This is a genomic window from Shewanella polaris, assembly GCF_006385555.1.
Lineage (GTDB): Bacteria > Pseudomonadota > Gammaproteobacteria > Enterobacterales > Shewanellaceae > Shewanella > Shewanella polaris.
In genome coordinates this window covers 1,595,955-1,612,975 of the sequence record NZ_CP041036.1, presented here as the reverse complement: position 1 = coordinate 1,612,975, position 17,021 = coordinate 1,595,955, and the positions used below count along the sequence as shown (strand labels likewise).

Genomic DNA, 17,021 nt, shown 5'->3' with positions numbered 1-17,021 from the left:
TTTTCTGTTATGAGTAAATTTTGCGATTAACACTACTTTTAACCTAAGCACTAAGCACTAAGCACTAAGCACTAAGCGATTATAACAATTGATAAAAGTAGAAAAACAAGGTCATCACATATCAATTATTCTTTGATTGAATACGCACTAGGTGATAAACATGATCCAGATAGATAGACGTATATTTTATTGTTCTTCAGCCTTATAACCAATTCTAAATCCGCCCCAATGCTTACCGTTAACGTATATAGGCGCCGAAAGGTCATGCATTACTTCACCGGTATCGCGCTTATAAGTTTGCAATAAAAAGCTTTCGGTATTACTACCACATCGTTTACCAGTTGGATCATCAAAAATACGTTTGGTGCGATTACCAGCAAGATCTTGTTCGCGATCTCCGGTTAAAGCTTTGGTAAATTTAAGGTTATGAGTAGGGAAATACCCTCTTACATCAACAGCTCCCGCGTAGATGATATCAGAATGATTTTTTAGAATAGCTTCTTGAATACTCGGTAAATTGGAGTCTGTAAAACGGTCAAAACCGGTAGTGAATTTTTGAGGATCAGTTTTTGGAATCGGTTGGTAATTTGAGTCAAATAATTGTGCTTGTGTTAGCGAGCCATTGATAATGGCCTTTTCAAAAACAGTTCCAATCTCGGCAGCGGCATTAAGTGCGACATTAGCAATAACTGAATGTTTATCCGATAATTCAAAATGTTGCAGATGACGAAATATCTGTTCAGCAAAGCCACTTAGCTCAAGCACTCTATCTGAAGCTTCAATCAAATCGGTATCAACTTTGAGTATAGAAGCGCCAATGCCTTCAATATTTGCACCTATACCATTAGTGTTTTCAACGGTAAAACCTACCGTTTGATCCATTTGTAGCATTTCGCTTGCTGCACTGGCCATGCTCTCTTGGCTTGCTTTAGTGAGAATATAAATCTCATTCATGCGCTTAGAAAGTTTTCCGCCCATATCACTGACTCGTTGCATGGCTTCAACAGAGTGAATGCTATTTTCGCCTATTTCTGTCAGTAATAACTCGATACCTTGCGTTGCTTCGGCCGTTTTATGTGCCAGATTACGAACCTCATCGGCAACCACTGCGAATCCTCTACCTTGCTCACCTGCTCTAGCAGCTTCAATAGCGGCATTGAGTGCCAACAGATTTGTTTGATCAGATAATTTGTTAATGGTATCGGTGATACTGCTAATAGCGTTTGCTTTATTTTTGAGTTCTATTAATAACCCTGCAGTTGATTCAATTTCAGTAGACAGGCTACTTTGTTGTTCATCGACTTGTTTAATTTCGCTAGCATAACTCGACGCTTGCGTGTTTGCCTCCTCAACCAATATGCGTACTTTGGATGATTGACCTAGAAGTTGTTGAGCGCCTTGCTCTAAATTACCCGCTCGCTCTGATATTTCTCGAACATGCTGAACTTGCAACCCCATTGCATGTGCCAAGTTTTCGATAAAAAACGACACTTCTGCTCCGCCAATTGCAATCCGTGTAGCTGAGTTACTGATAGCATTAGCATCTTGTTCATTTTGTTTAGGTACATCCAGGGCTTCTGTGTTTATTTCTTGGTATTGGGTAAACCGTAATGTGACAACTGAAGCGACAGCGATGAAAAATGCAAATAACCAATTAGGTAGGGTTAAATAGCTCAGCAACAGTGCGATTGCAAATATCACTAACCCATTAATCAAACTCATTTTATTTAACATGAATAATCCAATCCTTTTTTTATTCAGGTTAGCACTCTCTATATCATTGTATGCTATCTACTTTGGTCTAATCTTGAACAATTATCTCAGAATATCTGATTTAGTTGTTGCCTAGTTATTTAGCTATGGTTAAAAGCTCACATAGCCTTTTCCGCATATCTTCCCCATATGCAAAACACTCTTTAGGAGAGAAATAAGTTAACGTTTACTCTTTAAATTCATTCTTCACATTACAAGTATTATCAATACGCTCTGAAACACTCAAAAAAATTGAAGTCAGTCCACTCTAATTAAGCGGCTAAAACCGGTATTCACTTCTTTAGGATATTGAGTAAAGATTGATTACAAGCATTTACTTTGATTTTCAAATAGTATAAATTCCATATTACTTGATAATCAAACTAAATTATTATGAAAAATATTGCCCAAAAATATATTCATCAACACAATTTCACATCAGTTAATGAGCAAAATGTAAGACGTACCTGGTATGTACTTGTGATAACCGTTATCACTATGGCCATAGAAGTTATAGCTGGTACTATTTATGGTTCTATGGCCTTACTCGCTGATGGTTGGCATATGGGGACTCATGCAGCTGCTTTTTGTATCACACTATTCACTTATAGTTATGCAAAAAAGTATGCGGCTAGTGACAAATTCTCTTTTGGCGTGGGTAAAGTTGGGGTCCTCGGTGGATATACAAGTGCAATAGCATTGGGTATTGTCGCAATCATCATGTTAGCAGAATCAGTACATCGTTTATTATCACCCATCGAGATCCAATTTAATCAATCCATTCTAGTTGCTATTATCGGGCTAATCGTAAACATCGCCAGTATGTTTATACTTGGTCATGAACATCACGACCACAGTGATCACCATAGCCATGAACATGAACACCATGATCACGATGACCATGAGGAGCATCATAATCATGACCATCATAGTGGTCATGATCATAATCTCAAGGCGGCTTACTTCCACGTGCTAGCAGATGCATTAACTTCGGTTTTAGCCATTTGTGCACTGTTAGTCGGAAAATTTCTTGGATGGTATTGGTTAGATCCAATTATGGGTGTCGTGGGTGCGGTAATTATTACCAAATGGGCATTTGGTTTAATGAAGCAGACAAGTCCTATTCTTTTAGATGAAAACATCGACAAAAAATATCAATCAGAAATAATTAAAACGATTGAAAATGAACAAACAAAAGTTACTGATATCCATATCTGGAAAATTAGCGCTGATCATTATTCTGCTGCAATAGCTGTGTGCACAACAACAGATGCAAATGTCGAATCAATTAAACACTCTCTGACTAAGTTTGATAAGCTAAGTCACTTAACTATCGAAGTGAATTACTGCTGAGGCCCTTTATGCATTCTTTGAATAACTTAATCATCGAGTTTTACGACAAACTGTCTTCTTGGGAGCAGTCTGTCGTTAAAGATACGGGATATTCACTAGCACAAGTGCACACTATAGAGGTGCTAGGTTCTCATGGGCCGATGAGAATGAAAGAGTTAGCTGACAGACTTGGAATTACCACTGGAACATTAACCGTTCAGGTAGAAAAGCTGGTTAAGTTTGGCTTAATTACCCGCTCTCCACATGAAGAAGATAGGCGTTCAATATTAGTTGGATTAACAAGCGAAGGGACTGAGCTTCATACACACCATAATCGCATGCATATACAACTGACAGAAGACATTACTCGCCACCTAGACCAAAGTTCAATTGATGTATTAACCCAATGTTTTGACAAAATGAACCGAGAATTTTGATTTAAATTTAGAAAAAACTATTATTGATAGGTGTAAAATCAGTGAGTTAATGTTATTTTGCTGCAAAGAATGGATTTTTACCGTTTAAACAAGATAAATTAAAAGGATGTTACTCAGTATGAAAAACAAAATCATCGCATTATCACTGGCACTCGCTATTGCACCTTCGGTTTCTTATGCCCGCGACGATGTCGCCAGTTATTCGGTAGCAGATGCACTGAGTACAGAACATGCAAAAAATAAACTCGGCAGCAACGTAACCTTCTATTTTGGTGATCAAGCTTATTCTGAACCCGTTAAAATTATGGGTGAGTTTAGTTCTAACAAAAAGACCAATGCTTTGAATAAATCTGATATCGAAGCCTGTCACTGGGTATTTTTATCGGCAATGATCGCGCTAAAAGAACGAGCGGTTAAAGAAGGTGGCAACGCGGTCGTTGAAATCAAATCAAATTATAAAAATAATCTGACTAGCAGTAATGACACTTTCCGATGTGGTGCAGGTACCTTTGTTGCTGGCGTTGCATTAACCGGTAAAGTGGTTATGTTATAATTTTCAATTGCCAAGCGCTCATTGAGTTTGCTTGGCTTGTTCCAATCTCATGATTATTTGCACTAAGATAACGTCAACACCGCTAAATTACGGTATCCTTAGCCCAAATGTTCAACAGCAGCCCTCAAATGCCCACCAATATCATTACCATGTTTCCTGAGTCGTCTGATAAATCATCGACTCCCGCAACGATAAACTCTGTAGAGCCACCAGTGGCAGTGACTTGTTCAAATTGCCAAGCATGTTGTTGCCGCTTAGAAGTGATGTTAATAACCGAAACAGGTGTGCCTAAAGTGTATATAGCCAAAGATAATTGGGGCGGAGAAGTGATGCGCCGTCTTGATGATGGTTGGTGTGCTGCGCTAGACAGAGATACTATGATGTGTTCGATTTACGAACTTAGACCGTTGATTTGCCGTGAATTTGAAATGGCCGAATACGAATGTGTCTCTGAACGCGAAGCCTTTGGCATTTAGCCATGGGAGTGATTGTTACGATAATCGTCTTAACATCGACAAACCGCTCAATAACCCCCCAATACGCCAAAGACTACAATCGTTTAGTTTGATGACGAATAAAATGTTTCAGGCAGCGGCCAGCTAATGACTTGTTGCTGCTCTTGCCAATTTTCAATGGTTAACCAAATTTTGTGCTCCGCGCTAAAGGCTTCTGGTGCAATAGCATGAACTTCTTGTCCATGTTGGCTGCCATGTAAGATGCCTGCATCACCCAATTCTAGTGTTTCCAATGGCAAGGGCTCAGTGCCGATAGTTAAATATGCTTGGCGAATAGCATTAACCTGCCCTTTGCTAAACAATAATAAAAAGTCTTTCGTATAGGTACCATCATGAAGATATGGTGGCTCTAAATTATACGGTATTGGTGTTATTTCAAACGCACCAAGCTCTTGAGTAGGTAGTGCGTCAGGAAATTGTGGAAATAGTGACTGATATAAAAAATAACAAATTAGCACTAGCATCAAGCCATTTATTTTATACTTGTAACGATTCCAAATATTGTTTTGAATGCGGGCCATTAGTTACCTTCCTGCTCGACTAGCGGTGGGTTATAAATTGTCGACGTATCGTCTAGGTCAGTTCTAGCAGCTTTTACGGTTCTACTTCCCCACATTAAAAATCCTGTTATAGACATACCTGTTAGAAAAATCCCGAAAATAAACCAAATAACTTTAGTCCATAACCCCCCTATTGTGCCGTAATGTAACGGGTCAGCAATATGCGATAGCGTTTGCAACGTCGTCATTTTCGCCGGCGATCTTTCACTTTCAATATTGCCGCTCCATGGGTTAACCGTCACGCCATAAGCGTATTGGTCATAGAAAATATGATCACCTTGACCATACACTTTGTATGTATCTCGCTGGTGCTCAGGAAGCATAATGTAGGTACTTTTAAAGTCAGGAAACTTTTCTTCAGCCACTTGTAGCGCATTAGATAATGTATACGGCCTAACGGGAACACCATTTAATGATGTAGGCACTTGGCTTGCTTCAATTAAGGGAGCATGGGGGTCTAAGTCTATGTGATTGTGCCACATAATAGCTTGAGCCAAATACCACAACCCAGTAATGCTCATTAACATTAAAAACCACATAGACCACACACCAGCTAAACGATGTAAATCAGCAAGCAGTGTTTTTTTACCTTGAGTGACACGTAATTTAGGCTGAGTAAAAGCGCGCCAAAACTTTTTATAAATAACCAACCCAGATATAAACGCCCCCAGCATGACAATGGCCATACAACAGACAATATAATAACCAACGCTGTAGTTACTATGCCAAGGAAACAACAACCAACCATGCAAGGAACGCATAAAGTTAGTGAAAGTCATGCCAAGATTAATTTCTTGAATTTTTCCTGTGTATTGGTTGACGTAAGCAATCGCAAACGGGACATCTTTATCATTAAAAATAACGGCATTGACCAGATAAGACTCAAAGCTCATCACTGTTGTAATACTTGCTGTGGGGTGCGCTTGCTGAACAATGTCAACGAGTTCTGACATCGATTTTTCAGCCAAATGTTGCGGATTACTAGCACGAGATTCAGGATTAGTGAGCCAGGTTAATTCGTGACTTATCACTGAAATGGTCCCTGTTAGGCACACAAAACAAAAAATTATCCATACGGGTAATGAAAACCAGCCATGAAGCTTAAACCAAAATCGATTACTAAGTTTTGCCATCAGTTTTCCAAATTTGTCCATTGTCTTTATAGAGATGAATATCTCGCACATGCTAATACGATTGATAACTAATCTCAATAACTATTGAGTGATAATTATTATCAATTGTAAATTTTGCGGTTATCTTCGCATTTTCATCAATATTGCGCCGCTCACAATTGCTAATGAGAATCATTACCAATACTATTGGCAACTTACAAGCGTTATGGCTCGTCGCTAATATTATTCATCGTTAAAAAAGACACAGATAAGGCAAAATATGAAACCTCAACACATCTTTGCACTTTCATCATTAGTTTTGGCTATGGGCTTTTTAGTGCAGCCCTTCGCCCTTGCAGCCGAACAACAAAATGCTGATAACAATGATCAAAATATCGAAAAAATTCAAATATTGGGTGTTCGTTATAAGCGAGTTAGCCAAGGCGCTACCGGCTTAACTATGGAGATTGATGAAACACCTCAGTCAATCAGTGTGGTCACAAACGAACAGATAACTAATTTTGGTGCCAATAACCTTAATGACGTTCTTCGCCTTGCAACTGGTATTAATGTTGAAGAATGGGAAACCAACCGAACACAATACACTTCTCGCGGTTTTGAAATTAAAAGCACCCAAATTGATGGCGTCGGTTTGCCTAATGATTGGGGGATTGTTACGGGTGCAATGGAAGCTTATGGCTATGAAAAAATTGAAGTTATCCGTGGAGCAAACGGACTACTAACCGGAATAGGTAATTCCGCAGGTACCATTAATTATGTACGAAAACGCCCAACTAATGAAAATGAAGGTGAAGTAGGCGTTTCATACGGTTCAGATAACTTTAAGCGCGTACAAGCTGATTACTCTGCCCTGTTGACAGAAAGTGGCAGCTGGGCTGCTAGAGTTGTTGCGGTAGCTGAAGACAAAGAGTCATACCTAGATGGTCTAGAAAATGATCGTGGCTATCTTTACGCTATCGTTGATGGTCAATTAACAGATAACTCAACACTAGCATTCGGCTTTTCTTACCAAGATGCAAACACTGATGGCAACACTTGGGGAGGATTAGTATTTAACTATACTGACGGAACACAAGCAGAATGGGATACTAGCGCAACCACAACGCAAGAGTGGACCATGTGGGACACAATCAATACAACCGCGTTTGTTGAGTATACTTACATACTGCCTAACGATTGGGATCTTAAAGTTGCCTATAACCATCAAGGTTTGGAAGGTGAAAATAAGTTATTTTATGCTTCTGGAACCATTGATAAAGACACGGGCTTAGGCTTAAGTGGTTGGCCTGGTCGCTATGACACTGACTTTTCTGCAGATATTTTAGATATTACTACGATAGGTCATTACAGCTTGTTTGGTAACGATCACGAGATGACTTTGGGATTAAGCGGTTCTCAAAGTAAAAAATACATGTACCAATACCCATTTGATTATGCAACTACTGCGGCATTTGGGCCGACGCCAGCCTTCCCTTATGATCTCAATGCAATCCCTGAACCTGAATGGGGTGATAAAGTTGAATACTCTGACATAGATGTTAGCTTACTACGCGCTTATGGTTCGACTAAGATTAACGTTAATGACGACCTATTCGTGGTCGCTGGCTTTAATGCAATAAAATATACCCGCGAGGGTGTGAATAGCGGCGTTGATATTGACAACGATGAAAGTGAATTTAGTCCTTATGCAGGTGTGGTTTATAGCATCACAGAAGATATAAATACCTATTTCAGTTATTCAGACATTTACCAACCCCAAGAACAATATGATTACGATGGATATTTTTTAGCCCCTACTAAAGGTGTCAATTACGAGCTAGGACTTAAAACCTTATGGCTTGATAATGACTTAATGGCTACCTTTGCACTATTTAGCGCTGAGCAAAATAACCTTGCAAGCTATGCAGGGCTCAATGCTAACGGAAATTATTATTATGAAGGTGCAAATGTCGAATCCAAAGGCTTTGAAGTTGAAGTAACAGGACACATAACAGACAACCTCAATGCAGTATTAGCTTATACGCTGCTTGATGTAGAAGATGAAAACGGCGCTGAAGCAAATGAATGGGCAGCCCGAAACGTTGTTAACTTTTCGATGGATTATACCATCCCACAATTACCAGAATTAAGCGTTGGATTGGGCGGCAGATGGCAGTCGAAAACCAAAAATGTTGATTATAATGTAGAGCAAGATGCTTATTTAGTGGTTAATGCTTTTGCAAGTTGGAATATTTCTGACGACCTAAACCTGAGAGCGAACATTAATAACCTCACCGACGAAAAGTACATTAACAGCTTGGCCACTATCGGTTATTACGGTGCTCCAGTGAACGGTTCAGTAAACTTAACTTATCGCTTCTAAGTGATATAAAAATGCTATACCGCAGAAACTAAAATTGATGCCATAAGCTTAAGAATTCTAGGTTAATGCGCTTATAACTGAATTGTTGTAATCAATGTGGTTAACCACGATAGCTGACATTATTGATTGAAAAAACCTCTTTTTATGAAAATAAGAAGAGGTTTTTATCTTTTACGGCTGATGCAGAAAAGATAACGCTGAGATTGTCGACAACAAAACGACAGTGTACAAATACAACCCATCGCCAACAAACTTATCCAAGCATGTTATGCCAGCTTAGAACTGATGTGACTAACCAAGACAAAGCCGCTAACGCTTATGACATTGCCAATTAATACAATCGCTTCGGGAGGTAATGGAGATGTGATAACTGTTTATTCTCTCGTTAAGGTTATTTAATTGAACTACATTCGATAATAAGCCTAAATAGTTGAAATATTATTAACTCTTACTTGCACTGCATGGCTATGGGTCTTTATCATAAGCGTTACTTATTTAGGGCTAATATAATCCGATTTAGCTCATTTCATTGGTCTTTCAGGAGCAACCATGCCAAAAATTAATCTGCTGTTATTGTGCGGCGGAGGCAGTGCAGAACATGATATTTCGTTGATGTCTGCGCGTTTTTTTGAGTCATCACTGGCAAAGTCAGATAAATTTTCAATACTTAAATTAGTACTTGATCAACACGGGCACTACCATACAGAAGATGGTAAATTGTGCGATTTAACCAATCGTCGTGAAATCCGTTTTGAAGATGACAGCACACCCACTTGGCCTGTTGATTATGTTATTCCATGTATTCATGGATTTCCTGGTGAGACTGGTGATATCCAATCTTACTTTAACTTAATCCAACTGCCCTACTTTGGTTGTGAGTCGGAAGCATCGAGTAATTGCTTTAATAAAATCACTGCAAAAATGTGGTTTTCCGCTTTAGGTGTACCCAATACACCGTACATTTTTTTACACCAACTTGATGATGATGCAATTAAGCAAACTGAAGCCGCATTTGATAATTGGGGCTCGGTATTTGTTAAAGCTGCTTCACAGGGTTCATCTGTGGGATGTTATAAAGTCGATGTTAAGGCCAATATTGCTGAGGTGTTAAAAGATGCCTTTAGTTATGCGCCTTATGTGGTGGTTGAGCAAACTATTCATGCGCGTGAATTAGAAGTGGCTGTTTACCAATACCAAGGGGAAGTGATAGCAACCTTACCAGGTGAGATTATTTGCGACAGCAATACCTTTTATTCGTTTGACGAAAAGTATGCTAAAAATAGTAAGGCCCGTACTGATGTTGTTGCTAATAACCTTAGCCCTGAAATCAGTCAACGGATCCGTGATTACGCGGTAAAAGCCTTTAAAGGGATGAAGTTACGTCACTTATCGCGTATCGATTTCTTTTTAACCGAAGATAATGAAATCCTATTGAATGAAATCAATACCTTCCCTGGGTTAACACCTATTTCAATGTTCCCAAAGATGTTGCAAAACCATGGACATGATTTCACTGAGTATTTAATTGATGTGATTGGTCAACAAGTTGATTTAACCTAAACTGCTTCAATTCGAAATGCATAAAAACAAAAGGCCAGCAAATTTGCTGGCCTTTTCTATACGCTTACAATATAAAATTGCCTAGAACCCTTCTACACCCGCCATATCAGGTAAATGATGTGCAATCCCTTTATGACAGTCGATACAGGTTTTATCTCCACTAGCCAGAGACGTTGAATGCATTTGTGCTGCACGCGTAGACTGACGAGTGAAATCCATATAATCAAAGTTATGACAATTTCGACACTCTAGAGAATCATTGGATTTAAGACGCTTCCATTCATGCTCAGCCAATTCGCGACGCTTAGCTTCAAACTTTTCGCGAGTATTAATAGTGCCAAAAATTTTGCCCCACACTTCCTTAGACGCTTGCATTTTACGGGCAATTTTATCGGTCCAGTTGTGTGGTACATGACAATCTGAACACGTTGCGCGTACTCCGCTGCGGTTAGTAAAGTGAATCGTACTTTGTAACTCTTGATAAACGTTACTTTCCATTTCATGGCAACTAATACAGAATTTTTCACTGTTACCAAGTTCTAAGGCGGTGTTAAAACCACCCCAGAAAATAATCCCAGCGATAAAACCACCAATGGTTAAGAAGCCAAGACTGTAATGGACACTCGGACGACGCAGCACTTTCCACACTAGCTTTAGTTGCTCAAACAGTTTTGCAAACATAATTGCTCCTAGTGCTTCTTAACTGCGGCTTTCGCCTTCATTAAATGATCTATATCGACAAAGTCATTTTCGACTAGTAATTTGGCATCTAATTGCGGTGCATGACATTGAGTACAGAAATAACGACGTGGTGATAACTCAGCCAAGAAATTATTGTCACGATCCATATAGTGAGTCACGCTCACCATTGGAGCCTGTGAATGGCCTGTACTAGTACGAGCATGGCACTGAAGACACTTATTTGCCTTTAGATCAATCTGATAACCATCAATCTTATGTGGGATCACCGGTGGCTGCATTGGATAACTACGTACCTGTTTAACATCGGTATTGATCACTGCTTGCATCGCAGGCGGTGTCGGTTCTACATTGATCGGTGCTAAACGTAATGTGTCGATTTTGTCTTCAGGTACACTGGTAGCCATTACACTTACAGAGAAACCCAATAACGCGATAATCGATAATAATTTACCTGTTTTCATGGTCTGTCTCCTTAAGCCTTAACAATCTTAATGGCACATTTTTTAAAGTCTGTTTGTTTTGACAAAGGATCTGTCGCATCTAACGTCACTTTATTAATGAGCTGGCTGGCATCAAACCAAGGCACAAACACTAAACCTACTGGTGGTTTATTGCGGCCACGCGTTTCCACTCGAGTTTTAATTTCACCACGACGAGAAATCACTCTAATCTCATCACCACGACGTAAACCACGCTTTTTAGCATCTTCTGGGTGCATAAAACACACAGCATCTGGGAAGGCTTTATAAAGTTCTGGGACACGTTGTGTCATTGAACCAGAGTGCCAATGTTCAAGTACACGACCTGTTGATAACCAGATATCGTATTCTTCATCTGGCGACTCAGCAGCTGGCTCGTAAGGTAATGCAAAGATAACCGCACGACCATCTGGCTTACCATAAAACTCATAGTCTTTACCGGCTTTAACGTATGGATCTGACCCCTCACGGAAACGCCATTTGGTTTCTTTGCCATTAACCACAGGCCAACGTAAACCGTGTTCTTTGTGATACATATCGAAGTCAGCTAAATCATGACCATGACCACGACCAAAGGTAGCGTATTCTTCGAACAAGCCTTTTTGAACATAAAAACCAAAATGTTTGGCTTCGTCATTTAAGTACTTAGGATCAGCATCACTTAGCGGGAATTTTTCAACGTTGCCATTTTGATATAGCACTTCATATAAGGTTTTACCTTTAAATGAAGGATTAGCGGCTAATACGTCTGCAGGCCAAACTTCGTCAGTTGTGAATCGCTTAGAGAATTCCATTAACTGCCATAAGTCAGACTTTGATTCACCTGGCGCTTTAACCATTTGATGCCAAAATTGAGTACGACGCTCGGCATTACCGTAAGCACCTTCTTTTTCGACCCACATTGCGGTTGGTAAAATCAAATCGGCGGCTTGGGTGGTTACTGTTGGATAAGCATCTGACACTACAATGAAGTTTTCAGGATTACGGTAACCTGGTAAGCCTTCTTCGTTAATATTGGCGCCAGCTTGAATATTGTTGTTCACTTGAACCCAGTAGCAATTTAAGTCGCCATCGGTTAAACGACGGCTTTGCTCAACCGCATGGTAGCCAGGCTTAGGCGGAATAATACCACTCGGAATATGCCAAATTTCTTCAGCATGTTTTCTGTGTTCAGGGTTAGTCACTACCATGTCCGCAGGTAAACGATGCGAGAAAGTCCCCACTTCACGTGCTGTACCACAAGCCGATGGTTGACCTGTTAGTGAGAATGGGCTGTTACCTGGAGTAGAGATTTTACCTACTAGCAAGTGAATGTTATAAATTAAGTTGTTACACCACACACCACGGGTATGTTGGTTAAAGCCCATGGTCCAGAATGATGTGACTTTACGATCTGGATCAGCATATAACTCAGCCAGTTCAATTAACTTATGTTCAGGAACACCAGACAACTTACTGACTGATTCAACATCATAATCTGCAACAAATTTAGCAAATTCGTCAAAGTCCATTGGTGTAGAATCGCCAGCGGTATCGACGTTTTTAGCTTTCATTTCTAATGGGTGTGTTGGACGTAAACCATAACCAATGTCGGTCGTTCCCTTGCGGAAATTAACATGTTTTTTAACGAAATCTTTATTCACTTTATCGTTTTGAATAATGTAATTAGCAATAAAGTTAAGCATCGCCAAGTCGGTTTGTGGCGTGAATACAATCGGTAAATCGGCAAGGTCGAATGAACGATTTTCAAAGGTAGACAACACAGCAACTTTAACGTGTGGCGCACTTAACCGACGGTCGGTTATACGAGTCCACAAAATTGGGTGCATTTCAGCCATGTTTGAGCCCCAAAGCACAAACGCGTCTGCCGCTTCCATATCGTCATAACAACCCATTGGCTCATCAATACCAAAAGTACGCATAAAGCCACCTACAGCAGAAGCCATACAGTGACGAGCGTTAGGATCGATGTTATTTGAACCAAAACCAGCTTTCATTAACTTAACCGCAGCATAGCCTTCCCACACTGTCCACTGACCAGAACCAAACATACCAACAGCAGTTGGGCCTTTGGCTTTAATGGTGGCTTTCCAGCGTTCAGCCATAGTGTCGAATGCTTTCTCCCAAGTAATAGGAGTAAATTCACCATGTTTGTCATATTTGCCATCAGTCATACGCAACATAGGGGTTTGCAGACGATCGCGACCGTACATAATTTTAGAAAGGAAATAACCTTTAATGCAGTTTAAACCACGGTTAACTTCACTTTTTGCATCACCATGGGTTGCAACCACTTTACCGTCACGGGTGGCAACCATCACAGAACAACCTGTACCACAAAAACGACAAGGGGCTTTGTTCCATTCTAATTTAGTTTGTTCTGAGCTAGTGATCAGGTTACTTGCACTTGTAGGTAGTGCTAAACCTGCAACACTTGCCGCTGCGATAGCGGCATTTGCTTTCATAAAATCGCGGCGATTCATTTTCATACTTCACCTTCTTCAAGATCTTCGCTTTGGTGATAAACCATGGTGGCAGTCAACACACCCGGAATGCCGTTAATTGTTGAGATATCATCCATCAAAGATCGTTGACTGGTACCTTCTAAAACAACAACTAACTTAACGTCGTTATTCGCTGACAGCTCAGCATTTTTGATGGCCATAATTTGTTGTCTTACTTCAGCCATTTTCTCAGGGTGTACTTGGACAATCAGGCTGGTTACGTGAAGTTCATTGCTCATACATCACTCTCGCATTATTTATTTTATTATTAGGTTAACCTGCGCCTGGTGGCCCAGTTAAAATTTGGCTAAACCAGATGGTAAAACCCAGTGCGCTAACCAGTAACACAGATAAAATCGGGGCTAAAAAAACGGTTAAAAAAATAAAAATTTTTAACTCTAAACCCTTTTCGCTTTTGATTTCATTACTCATGGATCCTCCAAGAGTGGATGGAAAAACAACGAATCATCATCACTTCATTGCTTCTTTCATTAAGATTCGTAAGAATTTTATCTTTAAACCAGTGACAAACTATATACTCACAAATTGGTAAACCTAGGTTAATATGATCTAGATCATCAATTTAAATAAATCATTAGCTAGATCATGATTTACAAGCTTAAATATCGATTAAATAAAGGAATATTTAACGATTTCTTGATAAATATCACCCTTTGCTAACATAAAGTATAAGTCACAAAAAGTTAACTTGCCCAAAACTCATGTTGATTAATTGTTAAGCGAAATTAAACGATAGTATTTTTATTACCACAAAAAAAACCGACAGCCATTGACTATCGGTTTTATGTAAAACACTCATAAATTAGCTTAAGCGGTAACGCAATACCTTTAACGATTTTTGCTCATCAACATCAGCAAAAACTGACGGATTGGCAATTCGCTCTATATAAGTTAATTGTGGAGCAGTGCTCGCAACTTGTTGCATTAAAAAATCACAACCAAGCTCTGGAGCATTTAAGCACAGCAACACTTCACCTTGAGGAGCAAGCAAGTCAGGTAGACGTTTCAATAAACGCTCATAATCTTTAGTCGCAACAAAGCTGCCGCGCTGATTACTGGGTGGATCAGCCACAATCAAGTCATAAGGTCCAAGCTTGGTTAGCTTACCCCAAGATTTGAAAATATCGTGACCTAAATAACGAGCTCCTGCGGGCAAGTCATTTAATACATGGTTTTGCTTACCAATGCTTAACGCACCTTTACTCATGTCCATGTTGACTACTTCATCAGCACCGCCTTGTAAAGCAACCACAGAAAAGCCACATGTATAAGCAAATAGGTTAAGCACTTTTTTATGCTTTGCATGTTGCTTTACCCATGCTCGACCATTAGCCATATCTAAAAATAAACCGTGGTTTTGTCCGCGTAATAAATGCACTATAAAACGTGCACCATTTTCGCTGACGATATGCGGTTCAGGCACTTCGCCGAACAATAACTCACTGAATGTTTGCCCACCTTGACGATATTGGTAGACTAAATTGAGAGGCTCATTTGGGCGTTGTTGCAGCCAAAGTGCCTTTATTGCAATCACTAATTCATCCAGTTGCTCGGTTTCGAGCATCTTAAAACTGGTGAGCAATAATACTGGCTTATACCAATCTAAACACAGGTGTTCATCGCCCACATATAAACCACCACGACCATGGAATAACCGGCAAACATCATCACCGAATGTTAAATTGGGGACTAGTTGTAAAAAACCTTTCATACTCTCTCTTAACTAAATACAATTAATTGGGTTATACATCGGTGGTTGATGACTTGGTTTTAGCATCATTATCCACGTGAGTATCATTATTAGCACCACTATCTAGCTCATTTTTTTCATCATTATTAACATAATGGCCATCGTCACTATTGCATTGCTCTTCAACCGCCACTTCGGCTTCAGCTTTAACACTATTGGCTTCTTCAACGGGCAAGTCATCACCAACATCTGACAATAAAATCGCAAGCCAATTGCCCGACTCGCTCGATTCAAGACCGATTTTAACAATCATAGTTAAAGGTACTGACAACAGCATTCCAACAGAACCAAGCAGCCAGCCCCAAAAAATTAATGATAAAAATACCACCAAGGTAGACAAGCCTAAGCCTCGCCCCATAAAGCGCGGTTCAATTACATTACCCATCACCATATTGGTACCGACATACAGTAAACCGGTAATACCCGCAGCACCGGGGCCCATTTGAATAAAGGCCAATAACACTGCAGGAATTGCCGCAATAATAGAACCAATATTAGGAATATAGTTAAACAGAAAAGCAACTACGGCCCACAACAAGGCATAATCAACGCCGATAATGGTTAAGCCAACGCCAATAACCACCCCAGTAGCCAAACTAACGAGCGTTTTAATCACCATATATTGATTAACCGACTGCAAAAATTTGTCGATTTGCTTTAAACGCTTGTCAGGAGCATCTAGTGCTAAGTGAAACTTTCGAGGCATAGATTGAGCTTCAAATAACATAAACACGATTGTCAAAATAATCAGAAATAAATTGGCCATTACATTGCCGACACCAGACAACATGTTGGTGGTCATGGATAACGCCATGCCAGGGTCAAAGTAGTCGAGCACTTTTTGTTTTGAAATCTGAATATTAAAGTCTTGGAGTTTTTCAAGGATCCATGCAAATTGCTCAATCAATTGCTCGCGGTATACTGGCATTTGTTTGGAAAACTCTGTCACCGAACTACCTACTAAACTGGCCAGCCACAGTCCCATTAATACAATAAATCCCATGAGTAAAATAATCGACAGCCATTTAGGGATATGATATCGCGTCATCAACATGATGGCAGGATTACAAATGACCGCTAAAAATGCAGATAACACAAATGGCACCACAATAGGGCTAGCCGTTTTAATCCCAGCTAAAATAACCACAACACAAGCCATTACCACAAAACTGCGCACAGCCATTGAGGGTTGTTGTATTCCTTTCATAGGGCGAAAATCCTTATTGTTGCTTATTTAAATGCTTCGATATGCTAAGCTAAAATCAGTAACATATTGCAAACTAAGTTAAAATTATTGTCGATTCACATATCAGTTGATGGCAATATGGGCTTACAATGACTTTTTAGGACCCACTAACATC

General features: G+C 39.8%; 16 protein-coding genes. 6 read left to right on the top strand and 10 right to left on the bottom strand.

What is annotated here, in order from left to right:
- Nucleotides 1–186: 186 nt before the first annotated feature.
- A complete protein-coding gene (locus FH971_RS20625; protein WP_140233834.1) occupies nucleotides 187–1,734 on the bottom strand; it encodes a methyl-accepting chemotaxis protein in 1,548 nt (515 codons plus the stop codon).
- Nucleotides 1,735–2,145: 411 nt separating this feature from the next.
- Here FH971_RS20625 and dmeF point away from each other — a divergent pair, with 411 nt between their 5' ends.
- The 4 genes from dmeF to FH971_RS07105 all read left to right on the top strand — a co-directional run bounded on the left by dmeF (nucleotide 2,146) and on the right by FH971_RS07105 (nucleotide 4,550).
- Nucleotides 2,146–3,105 (top strand): CDF family Co(II)/Ni(II) efflux transporter DmeF, encoded by a 960-nt coding sequence (dmeF, locus tag FH971_RS07120; protein WP_140233833.1) that lies wholly within the window; start codon nucleotides 2,146–2,148, stop codon nucleotides 3,103–3,105.
- Between the two features lie 8 nt (nucleotides 3,106–3,113).
- A complete protein-coding gene (locus FH971_RS07115) occupies nucleotides 3,114–3,521 on the top strand; it encodes a MarR family winged helix-turn-helix transcriptional regulator (RefSeq protein WP_137221498.1) in 408 nt (135 codons plus the stop codon).
- 118 nt (nucleotides 3,522–3,639) lie between these two features.
- Nucleotides 3,640–4,074: an excinuclease gene (locus FH971_RS07110; protein ID WP_140233832.1), complete on the top strand. Its 435-nt coding sequence runs from the start codon at nucleotides 3,640–3,642 to the stop codon at nucleotides 4,072–4,074.
- Nucleotides 4,075–4,223: 149 nt separating this feature from the next.
- Entirely contained in the window at nucleotides 4,224–4,550 is a 327-nt protein-coding gene (locus FH971_RS07105) for a YkgJ family cysteine cluster protein (RefSeq protein ID WP_420853479.1), read from the top strand.
- An 83-nt stretch (nucleotides 4,551–4,633) separates the two neighbouring features.
- Here FH971_RS07105 and FH971_RS07100 read toward each other — a convergent pair whose 3' ends face one another.
- Nucleotides 4,634–5,110: a hypothetical protein gene (locus tag FH971_RS07100; protein WP_140233831.1), complete on the bottom strand. Its 477-nt coding sequence runs from the start codon at nucleotides 5,108–5,110 to the stop codon at nucleotides 4,634–4,636.
- Nucleotides 5,110–6,282: a PepSY-associated TM helix domain-containing protein gene (locus FH971_RS07095; RefSeq protein ID WP_140233830.1), complete on the bottom strand. Its 1,173-nt coding sequence runs from the start codon at nucleotides 6,280–6,282 to the stop codon at nucleotides 5,110–5,112. The genes FH971_RS07100 and FH971_RS07095 overlap by 1 nt, the downstream gene beginning before the upstream one ends.
- Nucleotides 6,283–6,541: 259 nt before the next feature.
- Between FH971_RS07095 and FH971_RS07090 the strand changes: the two genes are divergently transcribed.
- Both FH971_RS07090 and FH971_RS07085 read left to right on the top strand, forming a co-directional pair.
- Complete coding sequence (locus FH971_RS07090) at nucleotides 6,542–8,644, top strand: TonB-dependent siderophore receptor (protein ID WP_140233829.1); 2,103 nt, start codon at nucleotides 6,542–6,544, stop codon at nucleotides 8,642–8,644.
- Between the two features lie 549 nt (nucleotides 8,645–9,193).
- Nucleotides 9,194–10,204 carry a D-alanine--D-alanine ligase gene (locus FH971_RS07085; RefSeq protein ID WP_140233828.1) on the top strand — a complete coding sequence of 337 codons (1,011 nt, stop codon included), beginning with the start codon at nucleotides 9,194–9,196 and terminating at the stop codon, nucleotides 10,202–10,204.
- An 81-nt stretch (nucleotides 10,205–10,285) separates the two neighbouring features.
- On the opposite strand, the gene FH971_RS07080 is transcribed toward FH971_RS07085, so the two are convergent.
- From FH971_RS07080 to FH971_RS07050, 7 genes are all read right to left on the bottom strand, one after another.
- Nucleotides 10,286–10,885, bottom strand: a complete 600-nt coding sequence (locus FH971_RS07080) for a cytochrome c3 family protein (RefSeq protein ID WP_137221510.1) — start codon at nucleotides 10,883–10,885, stop codon at nucleotides 10,286–10,288.
- A gap of 8 nt (nucleotides 10,886–10,893) precedes the next feature.
- Complete coding sequence (locus tag FH971_RS07075; protein WP_140233827.1) at nucleotides 10,894–11,367, bottom strand: nitrate reductase cytochrome c-type subunit; 474 nt, start codon at nucleotides 11,365–11,367, stop codon at nucleotides 10,894–10,896.
- An 11-nt stretch (nucleotides 11,368–11,378) separates the two neighbouring features.
- A complete protein-coding gene (gene napA, locus FH971_RS07070) occupies nucleotides 11,379–13,868 on the bottom strand; it encodes a nitrate reductase catalytic subunit NapA (protein ID WP_137227302.1) in 2,490 nt (829 codons plus the stop codon).
- 2 nt (nucleotides 13,869–13,870) lie between these two features.
- Nucleotides 13,871–14,128, bottom strand: coding sequence for a chaperone NapD (locus tag FH971_RS07065; RefSeq protein ID WP_140233826.1), 258 nt, complete (start codon nucleotides 14,126–14,128; stop codon nucleotides 13,871–13,873).
- Between the two features lie 34 nt (nucleotides 14,129–14,162).
- Nucleotides 14,163–14,321: a periplasmic nitrate reductase, NapE protein gene (locus FH971_RS07060; RefSeq protein WP_137221516.1), complete on the bottom strand. Its 159-nt coding sequence runs from the start codon at nucleotides 14,319–14,321 to the stop codon at nucleotides 14,163–14,165.
- 391 nt (nucleotides 14,322–14,712) lie between these two features.
- On the bottom strand, nucleotides 14,713–15,621 hold the full coding sequence (locus tag FH971_RS07055) for a class I SAM-dependent methyltransferase (RefSeq protein WP_140233825.1): 909 nt from the start codon (nucleotides 15,619–15,621) through the stop codon (nucleotides 14,713–14,715).
- Between the two features lie 31 nt (nucleotides 15,622–15,652).
- A complete protein-coding gene (locus tag FH971_RS07050; RefSeq protein ID WP_140233824.1) occupies nucleotides 15,653–16,867 on the bottom strand; it encodes an AI-2E family transporter in 1,215 nt (404 codons plus the stop codon).
- Nucleotides 16,868–17,021: the final 154 nt, after the last annotated feature.

Coding starts and splice junctions, on each gene's coding strand:
- napA (WP_137227302.1), bottom strand. CDS start 13,868: ATGAATCGCCGCGATTTTATGAAAGCAAATGCCGCTATCGCAGCGGCA.
- FH971_RS07085 (WP_140233828.1), top strand. CDS start 9,194: ATGCCAAAAATTAATCTGCTGTTATTGTGCGGCGGAGGCAGTGCAGAA.
- FH971_RS07090 (WP_140233829.1), top strand. CDS start 6,542: ATGAAACCTCAACACATCTTTGCACTTTCATCATTAGTTTTGGCTATG.
- FH971_RS07080 (WP_137221510.1), bottom strand. CDS start 10,885: ATGTTTGCAAAACTGTTTGAGCAACTAAAGCTAGTGTGGAAAGTGCTG.
- dmeF (WP_140233833.1), top strand. CDS start 2,146: ATGAAAAATATTGCCCAAAAATATATTCATCAACACAATTTCACATCA.
- FH971_RS07100 (WP_140233831.1), bottom strand. CDS start 5,110: ATGGCCCGCATTCAAAACAATATTTGGAATCGTTACAAGTATAAAATA.
- FH971_RS07115 (WP_137221498.1), top strand. CDS start 3,114: ATGCATTCTTTGAATAACTTAATCATCGAGTTTTACGACAAACTGTCT.
- FH971_RS07095 (WP_140233830.1), bottom strand. CDS start 6,282: ATGGCAAAACTTAGTAATCGATTTTGGTTTAAGCTTCATGGCTGGTTT.
- FH971_RS20625 (WP_140233834.1), bottom strand. CDS start 1,734: ATGTTAAATAAAATGAGTTTGATTAATGGGTTAGTGATATTTGCAATC.
- FH971_RS07075 (WP_140233827.1), bottom strand. CDS start 11,367: ATGAAAACAGGTAAATTATTATCGATTATCGCGTTATTGGGTTTCTCT.
- FH971_RS07060 (WP_137221516.1), bottom strand. CDS start 14,321: ATGAGTAATGAAATCAAAAGCGAAAAGGGTTTAGAGTTAAAAATTTTT.
- FH971_RS07065 (WP_140233826.1), bottom strand. CDS start 14,128: ATGAGCAATGAACTTCACGTAACCAGCCTGATTGTCCAAGTACACCCT.
- FH971_RS07105 (WP_420853479.1), top strand. CDS start 4,224: ATGTTTCCTGAGTCGTCTGATAAATCATCGACTCCCGCAACGATAAAC.
- FH971_RS07055 (WP_140233825.1), bottom strand. CDS start 15,621: ATGAAAGGTTTTTTACAACTAGTCCCCAATTTAACATTCGGTGATGAT.
- FH971_RS07050 (WP_140233824.1), bottom strand. CDS start 16,867: ATGAAAGGAATACAACAACCCTCAATGGCTGTGCGCAGTTTTGTGGTA.
- FH971_RS07110 (WP_140233832.1), top strand. CDS start 3,640: ATGAAAAACAAAATCATCGCATTATCACTGGCACTCGCTATTGCACCT.